Here is an 8,464-nt window from a genome sequence, read left to right as displayed (position 1 = left end):
AACCCCTATCCAAACCCCCCCCCCCCCCCCCCCCCCCCGGGCCCCCCCCCCCCCCCCCCCCCACGGGGGGGGCGCGGACCGCGGCCCGCTCCCTTCGCGGGAAAATGCGGGCCGATGCGCACGCACGTCCGGTGACGTGGCTCTCGAAATTAAGGCTTGACCCTGCTGCTTGGGCATTGCGCGGGTGTCACGAGTTGATTTCTACATCGATCCACCAGGTAGGGGCCCCTGTCTGGTCGATCACACAGAGCACAGGCGAGTAGGCCGCGCGGATGGTGCAGGTCTAGCATCCGAGAAGTCCAGGCCTTGTTCAGGTGGCCGGTGACGGGCGTACGAATGACGACGACTCGGACCGGTCGTCATGTTCCCGAACGGGCCGTCAGTCCACCAGCGACGTTGGAGGCCTTCCACCATGGCCAGCACCACCGCCTCCGCGGCGGAGGCCCCCCAGCGCGAGGGCAACCCTCGTGCCAAGGGATCCCTCTACCGCGGTGACTTGGGCATGTGGTCGTGGGTAGCGCACCGGATCACGGGCGTGCTCACATTCTTCTTCTTGTTCGTGCACGTGTTGGACACCGCTCTCGTGCGGGTATCGCCCGAGGCGTACGACACGGTCATCGAAACCTACAAAAGCCCGATCATGATCCTGTTCGAACTGGGTCTGCTCGCGGCGGTGCTGTTCCACGCGTTCAACGGCATCCGCGTCATGCTGGTCGACTTCTGGTCGAACGGGCCGAAATACCAGAAGCCGATGCTCTGGACCGTTCTGGTGGTGTGGCTGGTGCTGATCGTGCCCGCCGCCATCAGCATGCTCACGCGCGCCGTCACGGAACTGTTCGGGGGGCACTGACCCATGACCACCATCGACGCGCCGCTGTCGGTCGACAAGCCCCGGTCCCCGCACCGCCCGGCCGCTCGCCGCAGCAACTTCGAGCTCTACAGCTGGCTGTTCATGCGCCTGTCGGGCGTGCTGCTGCTGTTCTTGGTCCTCGGGCACATGCTGATCATGCTGTTCCTGGACGGCGGGGTGCACCGGGTCAACTTCGCGTTCGTCGCGGGCCGCTGGGCCTCCCCGTTCTGGCAGTTCTGGGACCTGACGATGCTGTGGCTGGCCGGTCTGCACGGCGGCAACGGGCTGCGCACCGTGATCAACGACTACTCCCGCAAGGACGCCACCCGGTTCTGGCTGAAGATGCTGCTGTACGTCTCGGTCCTGCTCACGGTCGGTCTGGGCACCTTCGTGCTCTTCACCTTCGACCCGAACATCGGCTGACGACACAGCGCAGGCTTCGAGGCCACGCCGTGAGCGGACGGCCTCGCCAGCGGCCCTAGGAGGCGACCATGCAACACCACAAGTACGACGTGGTCATCGTCGGCGCCGGCGGCGCCGGGATGCGCGCGGCGATCGAGTCGGGCCAGCGCGCCCGCACCGCCGTGCTGACGAAGCTGTACCCCACCCGCTCCCACACCGGCGCGGCGCAGGGCGGCATGTGCGCCGCGCTGGCCAACGTCGAAGAGGACAACTGGGAGTGGCACACCTTCGACACCATCAAGGGCGGCGACTACCTCGTCGACCAGGACGCCGCCGAGGTCATGGCCAAGGAGGCCATCGACTCGGTGCTCGACCTGGAGAAGATGGGGCTGCCGTTCAACCGGACGCCCGAAGGCAAGATCGACCAGCGCCGGTTCGGCGGGCACACCCGCGACCACGGCAAGTCCCCGGTGCGCCGGGCCTGCTACGCCGCGGACCGCACCGGCCACATGATCCTGCAGACGCTGTACCAGAACTGCATCAAGCACGGCGTGGAGTTCTTCAACGAGTTCTACGTCCTCGACGTCACCATGAGCGAGGGCGAGGACGGCGAGCAGGTCTGCACCGGCGCGGTGGCCTACGAGCTCGCCACCGGTGAGATCCACGTGTTCGAGGCGAAGGCCGTCGTGTTCGCCACCGGCGGTTTCGGCAAGGTCTTCAAGACGACGTCCAACGCGCACACCCTCACCGGTGACGGCATGGGCATCATCTACCGCAAGGGCCTGCCGCTGGAGGACATGGAGTTCTACCAGTTCCACCCGACCGGCCTGGCCGGCCTGGGCATCCTCATCTCGGAGGCGGTCCGCGGCGAGGGCGGCATCCTGCGCAACGCCGACGGCGAGCGGTTCATGGAGCGCTACGCCCCGACGATCAAGGACCTGGCGCCGCGCGACATCGTCGCCCGCTCCATGGCCCTGGAGGTGCTGGAAGGCCGCGGCGCCGGTCCGAACAAGGACTACGTGCTGCTCGACGTCACGCACCTCGGCGCGGACGTGCTGGAGCAGAAGCTGCCGGACATCACCGAGTTCTCCCGCACCTACCTGGGTGTGGAGCCGACCACCGAACCGGTGCCGGTGTACCCGACCGCGCACTACGCGATGGGCGGCATCCCCACCAACATCACCGGTGAGGTGCTGCGGGACAACGAGCACACCGTGCCGGGGCTGTACGCCGCGGGCGAGTGCGCCTGCGTGTCGGTGCACGGCTCGAACCGGCTGGGCACGAACTCGCTGCTGGACATCAACGTGTTCGGCCGCCGCGCGGGCATCGCCGCCGCGGAGTACGCCAACGCGCACGAGCACGTGGAACTCCCGGAGGAGCCCACCAAGCTCGTCGAGGGCATGGTCGAGCACCTGCGCACCGCGCACGGCGGGGAGCGGGTCGCCACGATCCGCACCGAGCTGCAGGAGACGATGGACGCCAACGCCTCGGTGTACCGCACCGAGGAGACGCTGAAGCAGGCGCTGTCGGACGTGCAGGCGCTCAAGGAGCGCTACGGCCGGATCGCGGTGCACGACAAGGGCAAGCGGTTCAACTCGGACCTGCTGGAGGCCATCGAGCTCGGCTTCCTGCTGGACCTGGCCGAGTCGCTGGTGAACGCGGCGCTGGCGCGCAAGGAGTCCCGCGGCGGGCACGCCCGCGAGGACTACACCGCCCGCGACGACACCAACTTCATGCGCCACAGCATGTCGTACAAGCAGCTGCCCGACGCCGAGGATCCGAACGCGCCACTGGGACTGACCGGCTTCCAGTCCGACATCCGGCTGGACTACAAGCCCGTCGTCGTCACCCGGTACCAGCCGATGGAGCGTAAGTACTGATGACCGCAACCGTGACGAACACCGAACAGACCACCGACCTGCCTTCGGACGCCCCGCCCATCCCCGAGGGCGCCACGATGGTCACGGTCAAGATCCAGCGGTTCAACCCGGAGGTCGACGAGGACCTGCACTGGGAGTCCTTCCGGATCCCGGCGCTGCCCAGCGACCGCGTGCTGAACCTGCTGCACTACATCAAGTGGTACGTGGACGGCTCGCTGACGTTCCGGCGCTCCTGCGCCCACGGCGTCTGCGGTTCGGACGCGATGCGCATCAACGGCGTCAACCGGTTGGCCTGCAAGGTCCTCATGAAGGACCTGCTGGCCAAGAACGGCGAGACGACGATCACCGTCGAGCCGATCAAGGGCCTGCCGGTGCACAAGGACCTGCTGGTCGACATGGAACCGTTCTTCGAGGCCTACCGGGCGATCAAGCCCTACCTGGTCACCTCGGGCAACGAGCCGACCCGCGAACGCACCCAGTCCGTCGCCGAGCGCGCGCGCTTCGACGACACCACCAAGTGCATCCTGTGCGCGGCCTGCACCACGTCCTGCCCGGTGTACTGGTCGGAGGGCTCGTACTTCGGTCCCGCCGCCATCGTCAACGCGCACCGGTTCATCTTCGACAGCCGCGACGAGGCCGCCGAGGAGCGCCTGGACATCCTCAACGACGTGGACGGCGTGTGGCGCTGCCGCACCACGTTCAACTGCACGGACGCCTGCCCCCGCGGCATCCAGGTCACGAAGGCGATCCAAGAGGTCAAGCGCGCCCTCATGTTCCGCCGCCGCTGACCCGGCACGAACACCGCGAAGCGCCCGCCCCCCCCCCCCCGGGGGCGGGGGCGGTGACGCGCCCGTAGGGCGCGGACCCCGACCGCCCCCGGGGGCGCGCGCGCGCGCCCCCCAGGGGGTGCCGCGCGCGCCCACCCCCCCCCGTTGCGGGGCGCGCCCCCCCCCCGGGGGCGCCGCCCCCCCCCCCCCCCCCCCCCGCCCCCCCCCCCCCCCCCCCCCCCCCCCCCCGCGGGGGGGGGGGGGCGCTTCCGCGTTCGCCAGGTCAGCGCTGGGGGCTGGTGAAGCGTTCGTGGCCGACGACGTTGAGGAGTTCCAGCTTGGCGTGGCCGTCGCTGCCGGGGGCCGCGGTGAGCACCAGCAGCGCCTGGGTCTGGTCCTCGGTGAACAGCACCTGGCAGTCCACCTCGATCGCGCCGACCTCGGGGTGCAGCAGCGTCTTGTGGTCCTCGAAGCGCTTCGCGACCTCGTGGCGCCGCCACAGCTCGGCGAACTCCGCGCTCTCCCGCAGCAGCGCCCGCACCACGTCACCGGCGGCGGAGGCGTCGCCCAGCAGCCCGTAGCCGACCCGCAGGTTCGCGACCTGCGCGCGGCTCTGCCGGTCCCGGTCGGCCTCCGGGTACATGCGGCGCTCGTGCTCCGGGTCGGTGAACCAGCGGTAGACCTCGCTGCGGGCCAGCCCCGTGTAGCCGGAGCGGTCGCCGAGCAGGGCGCAGGCCATCCGGTTCTGCACCAGCGTCTCCCCCAGCGGGGACAGGATCAGCGCCGGCGTGTCGTCCAGCCGGTCCAGCACCCGCAGCAGCGCCGGGGCCACGTGCGCCGACGCCAGGACCCGCCGCGGGGGATTGTGCCCGGCCACCTGGAACAGGTAGTCCCGCTCGTCGTCGCTGAGCCGCAGCGCCCTGGCCAGCGCGGTCAGCAGCTGCGCGCTCGGGTGCGGGCCGCGGCGCTGCTCCAGCCGCGTGTAGTAGTCGGTGGACATCCCCGCCAGCGAGGCGACCTCCTCCCGCCGCAGCCCGGGGGTGCGCCTGCGCGCGCCCGGGGGCAGGCCCACGTCCGCGGGGCGCAGCGCCTCGCGGCGGCGGGTGAGGAAGGTGGCGAGCGCGGGTCGATCCATGCCACCAGCATGGACCCGGCCGGTGACGCCGACCAGGGACCGCCGATCCCCCGATAACCGATCTCTGCACGTGAGGACGGCACCGCCGCAGACTCGTGGCATGCACATCAGCGGAAACACCCTCTTCATCCCCGGCGCCACCAGCGGCATCGGCCTGGCCCTCGCGCTGCGCTTCCACGAGAAGGGCAACACCGTCATCGTCGGCGGCAGGCGCGAGGAGCTCCTCGCGCAGATCGCCGCCGAGCACCCCGGCATCGACACCCAGCGGATCGACACGCTGGACCCGGCGAGCATCCGCGCCGCGTCCGCCGAGGTGCTGGCACGCCACCCCGACCTGAACGTGCTCGTCCCGATGGCGGGCATCATGCGCGCCGAGAACTGGCGGGACCCCGCCGGGTTCCTCGAATCGGCGGAGGACGTCATCGCCACCAACGTGCTCGGGCCGATCCGGCTCATCGCCGAGTTCATCGAGCACCTGCAGGGGCGGCCGGACGCGACCATCCTCACCGTGAGTTCTGGTCTCGCGTTCACCCCGCTGCGCGTGACGCCCAGCTACAACGCCTCGAAGGCCGCGATCCACATGCTCACCGAATCGCTGCGGCTGCAACTGCGGGGCACCAGCGTGCGGCTGCAGGAGCTGGCGCCGCCGGCGGTGCAGACCGACTTGATGCCCGGGCACCGAGAGAGCGCGCACGCGATGCCGCTGGACGAGTTCATCGACGAGGTGATGGCGCTGCTGGAAGCCGACCCCGACGCGCGGGAGATCCTCGTCGAGCGGGTCAAGTTCCTGCGCTACTCGGAGGTCCGCGGCGAGTTCGACCAGGTGGTGGCCGCCCTCGACGCCGCCGACCCGCACGGCAACGCGGCCTGACCGGAAGCGCGACGATCTGCTGGAGGAGGAAGACATGCCGTTCGCGAACCTGAAGGTGCCCGCCGGAACCCTCGACGCCGAGCAGAAGGAACGGCTCGTGCACCGCGTCACCGACCTCTACGCCGAAGTCTTCGGCGAACGGGCCCGCGCCACCACGCTCGTGCTCGTGGAGGACGTCGCCGACGGCGGCTGGGGCATCGGCGGGAACGTGCTGACGCTCGCCGCGCTGCAGGGCGGGGCGGGAACCGCGCCGGACGCCGGGTAGGGCGCGCCGGAGGGTCAGCGGCGGGTCGCGCGGAACGCGCGCCAGCCCAGCACGCCGATCGCGGTGCCCAGGACCAGCGACACCGCGGCGATCACGAAGTGCACGTAGAGGAACGGCGTCGGGGAACCGGCCTGCCAGGAGTTCTCGCTCACCCAGATGTTGCGGAAGAACGTCGGCCACAGCAGCCACGACCACACGCCGAAGGCGAGCAGGAACAGGGCGGTACGGCGGGAGAACGTCACGGGGGCAGTATCTCCCCGCATCCGGCGGCCCGGCCCGGCGCCCACCTCCCGAGTGGCCCAGCTCTCGCTGCCGAGTGGGCCGGCTCTCGCTCCCGAGTGAGCCGGCTCTCGGCGGGTGGGCGCCCGCCCGGCGCGCTCCGCGGCCTCCGGCGAACGGTCCTCGATCCCGCGCGGCGGGCCGCGCCGTCCCCCGGTCAGCGGCGGATCCGCTGAGCGACCACCCGCGGGGTCGCAGGCCTTTCCCCGCGAGGACGGCGACTTCCCCGTGCACGGACCGACGCAGTGGACATCGACCTCCAGCGGGGAAACCGCTGCGGTTCCGCCATCCCCGTGCTGCCCGGCAGAGGTGGGAAAGCAGGCCGTGGGGTCCCGCCGCCCGACCACAGAACCGAAGGGTTTCCGGCGGACCGGGGGTCGCGGCGGGATCCGGTTCGCTAGCCTGAGCGCGTGCCCGCGAGAGCTCACCACCCGGTCGCCCCGGTCCGCACATCCCACCCCTTCCCGCCGAGAAATCCGGCATTCGCACCGAATGCCGCGGACGTGCGGCGCGTCGCGGGCAGGCTCGTCGCCGCCGGGTGCGCCGCGCTCGTGCTGCTGGGCGGCGCGCCGCTGACCGCAGCCGCGCAGGAACCGGCGGGGTGCCCCGGTGCCGCCGCTCCGCCGCCCGCCGTCGACACCTCCGAGGTCCCGGCTCCGGGCGAACCCGTCCCAGAACCGCTGCCGGTGCCGGACGAGCCGGTCGGCGGTGCGCGGCTCGGCGAGTGCGGCGAGATCAACGCGCCCGGCGCACCGCCGGCCGCGCTGGACCCGATCGCTTCCCAGTCGTGGGTGCTGGCCGACCTGGACACCGGGGAAGTGCTCGCGGCCCGCGACCCGCACGCCCGGCACCGGCCTGCGTCCACCATCAAGGTGCTCACCGCGCTGGTCGCGATCCGCGAGCTCGACCTCTCCGACACGCTCGTGGTCACCCAGGACGACGCCGACCAGGAAGGCAGCCGGGTCGGCCTGGAACCCGGCACCACCTACAGCGTCGAGCAGGTGCTGGCCGGGCTGATCATGCAGTCCGGCAACGACGCGGCGCACGCGCTCGCCAGGAAGCTCGGCGGCATCGACGACACCGTGCGGAAGATGAACGCGCTCGCCGACGAACTCGGCGCGCACGACACCCGCGCCGCCACCCCGTCCGGGCTGGACGGCCCGGGGATGAGCACCTCCGCCTACGACCTGGCGCTGATCTTCCGGGAGGCCATGCGGCACCCCGAGTTCGCGCACGCCGAATCGGTCCGCGAGACCACGCTGCCCGGCAAGCCGGGTGGCCCGCCGCTGCCGGTGGAGAGCGACAACGCGGTGCTGTGGAACTACCCGGGCGCGCTCGGCGGCAAGACCGGGTTCACCGACGACGCCCGGCACACGTTCATCGCCGCCGCCGAACGCGACGGCAGGCGGCTCGTCGCGGTGCTGATGCGCGGGGAGAACAAGCCGGTCCGGCAGTCGAAGTTCACCATGCAGCTGCTCGACCACGGCTTCTCGCTCCCGCCCGGCACCTCGGTCGGCGAGCTGGTCACCGAACCGGAGCCGTCCGAGGAGCCCGAGGAGCCCGCCGCCCAGGCCGCCGCGGACGGGGACCTGCCCAGCTCGCCCATGTTCGGCACCGTCGGGGTGCCGCTGACGGCGCTGGCCGTGCTGATCATCGTGGTCGCCGGGGCGTTCGCGGTGCTGCGCAGGCGCCGCTCCCGGCTCGCCGCGGCCCGGCGCGCGGCGAACCGCGGGCCGGACCATCCGTGACCTGATCACCCGGACGGGCTAGGTAGTACTCGGGTAATCGCACCGGTCCGACCGGAACCGGAACCCGGCATTCTCGTTGGTAGGAGTCGAGCGGCGGGCGGTCCCCGGAAGACGCAGCTCGGACCGCCCGGACGGTGCTACCCCGAGCCGGTCGCCGACTCCGGCCCCGGGGGGGGGGCCCCCCCCGGGGGCCCGCGCCCCCCCCCCCCCCCCCCCCCCGGCCCGGGGGGCCCCCCCCCCCCCCCCGCGGCGGCGCCCCCCCCCCCC

The 8,464-nt window shown here is 71.8% G+C and carries 9 protein-coding genes; 7 read left to right on the top strand and 2 right to left on the bottom strand.

The window, feature by feature from the left end:
- The first annotated feature begins 412 nt into the window (after positions 1-412).
- The 4 genes from sdhC (at position 413) to LCD33_RS14610 (ending at position 3,920) form a co-directional block, all read left to right on the top strand.
- Positions 413-850: a succinate dehydrogenase, cytochrome b556 subunit gene (gene sdhC / locus LCD33_RS14625; RefSeq protein WP_224955935.1), complete on the top strand. Its 438-nt coding sequence runs from the start codon at positions 413-415 to the stop codon at positions 848-850.
- A 3-nt stretch (positions 851-853) separates the two neighbouring features.
- Positions 854-1,273: a succinate dehydrogenase hydrophobic membrane anchor subunit gene (locus tag LCD33_RS14620; protein ID WP_224955936.1), complete on the top strand. Its 420-nt coding sequence runs from the start codon at positions 854-856 to the stop codon at positions 1,271-1,273.
- Positions 1,274-1,341: 68 nt separating this feature from the next.
- Entirely contained in the window at positions 1,342-3,132 is a 1,791-nt protein-coding gene (gene sdhA, locus LCD33_RS14615; RefSeq protein ID WP_224955937.1) for a succinate dehydrogenase flavoprotein subunit, read from the top strand.
- On the top strand, positions 3,132-3,920 hold the full coding sequence (locus LCD33_RS14610; protein ID WP_224955938.1) for a succinate dehydrogenase iron-sulfur subunit: 789 nt from the start codon (positions 3,132-3,134) through the stop codon (positions 3,918-3,920). The genes sdhA and LCD33_RS14610 overlap by 1 nt, the downstream gene beginning before the upstream one ends.
- A 262-nt stretch (positions 3,921-4,182) precedes the next feature.
- Here LCD33_RS14610 and LCD33_RS14605 read toward each other — a convergent pair whose 3' ends face one another.
- Positions 4,183-5,034: a helix-turn-helix transcriptional regulator gene (locus LCD33_RS14605; RefSeq protein ID WP_224955939.1), complete on the bottom strand. Its 852-nt coding sequence runs from the start codon at positions 5,032-5,034 to the stop codon at positions 4,183-4,185.
- 100 nt (positions 5,035-5,134) lie between these two features.
- On the opposite strand from LCD33_RS14605, the gene LCD33_RS14600 reads away from it, so the two are divergent.
- Both LCD33_RS14600 and LCD33_RS14595 read left to right on the top strand, forming a co-directional pair.
- A complete protein-coding gene (locus tag LCD33_RS14600; protein WP_224965987.1) occupies positions 5,135-5,905 on the top strand; it encodes an SDR family oxidoreductase in 771 nt (256 codons plus the stop codon).
- A gap of 34 nt (positions 5,906-5,939) precedes the next feature.
- Positions 5,940-6,170, top strand: a complete 231-nt coding sequence (locus LCD33_RS14595) for a 4-oxalocrotonate tautomerase family protein (RefSeq protein ID WP_224955941.1) — start codon at positions 5,940-5,942, stop codon at positions 6,168-6,170.
- Between the two features lie 14 nt (positions 6,171-6,184).
- On the opposite strand, the gene LCD33_RS14590 is transcribed toward LCD33_RS14595, so the two are convergent.
- Positions 6,185-6,412: an SCO4848 family membrane protein gene (locus LCD33_RS14590; RefSeq protein ID WP_224955942.1), complete on the bottom strand. Its 228-nt coding sequence runs from the start codon at positions 6,410-6,412 to the stop codon at positions 6,185-6,187.
- A 540-nt stretch (positions 6,413-6,952) separates the two neighbouring features.
- Between LCD33_RS14590 and LCD33_RS14585 the strand changes: the two genes are divergently transcribed.
- Entirely contained in the window at positions 6,953-8,197 is a 1,245-nt protein-coding gene (locus tag LCD33_RS14585; RefSeq protein ID WP_224955943.1) for a D-alanyl-D-alanine carboxypeptidase family protein, read from the top strand.
- Positions 8,198-8,464 lie beyond the last annotated feature (267 nt).

The sequence above is a fragment of the Saccharopolyspora sp. 7B genome, from assembly GCF_020177435.1.
In the GTDB taxonomy this organism is placed as follows: Bacteria; Actinomycetota; Actinomycetes; order Mycobacteriales; family Pseudonocardiaceae; genus Saccharopolyspora_C; species Saccharopolyspora_C gregorii.
Note: the sequence above shows the minus strand (reverse complement) of the source record. Positions and strands in the feature narration are given on the sequence as shown.